The sequence below is a fragment of the Collimonas silvisoli genome (genome assembly GCF_018305005.1).
Lineage (GTDB): Bacteria > Pseudomonadota > Gammaproteobacteria > Burkholderiales > Burkholderiaceae_D > Collimonas > Collimonas silvisoli.
Genome location: NZ_JAGQEG010000237.1, coordinates 1 through 585, shown reverse-complemented (window position 1 = coordinate 585; position 585 = coordinate 1). Strand labels below are relative to the sequence as shown.

General features: G+C 65.5%; 1 protein-coding gene. It reads left to right on the top strand.

What is annotated here, in order from left to right; all coding sequences use genetic code 11:
* A partial coding sequence (locus KHU33_RS26205) for a S8 family serine peptidase (RefSeq protein WP_211468494.1) occupies positions 1-585 on the top strand: 585 nt, incomplete at both ends.

Below are 585 nucleotides of genomic sequence, written 5' to 3'. Positions count from 1 at the left end.
GCGGCAGCAACGGTTATGCGGTGAGCGACACGGTGCCGGGGGTGATTTCCAGTTACGCCAATCGCTGCGGCGTTGCCGCCAACTGGTGCCTGGCTGCGGCCGGCGATTTCATCTCCAGCGTCAGCGGTACACGGGTCTTCGGCACTTCCTTCGCCGCGCCGGCGGTGACCGGCGCGGCAGCCATGGTGCAGCAAGCCTATCCCTGGATGAATGCCGACCTGATCCGCCAGACCATTCTTTCCACCGCCACCGACATGCACGATACCGCCACCTATGGCTGGGGGCTGCTCAACGCCAGCAAGGCGGTCAACGGCCCGGCGCTGTTCGATCAACGGCTGGCGCTGGGGCCGAACGTCAATATCCAGTTCGATAACGCCTCCTCGGTGTTCAAGAACGATATCGGCGGCGACGCCGGCTTGAACAAGAGCGGCAGCGGCCAGTTGACGCTGGCCGGCAACAATACCTACCAGGGCGCCAGCAATATCCTGGGCGGCAGCTTGAATATCACCGGCGCGGTGGCTTCCAGCGTGAATGTCGGCGCGCTCGGCCGGCTGGGCGGCGACGGCGGCCGCATCCACGGCAATG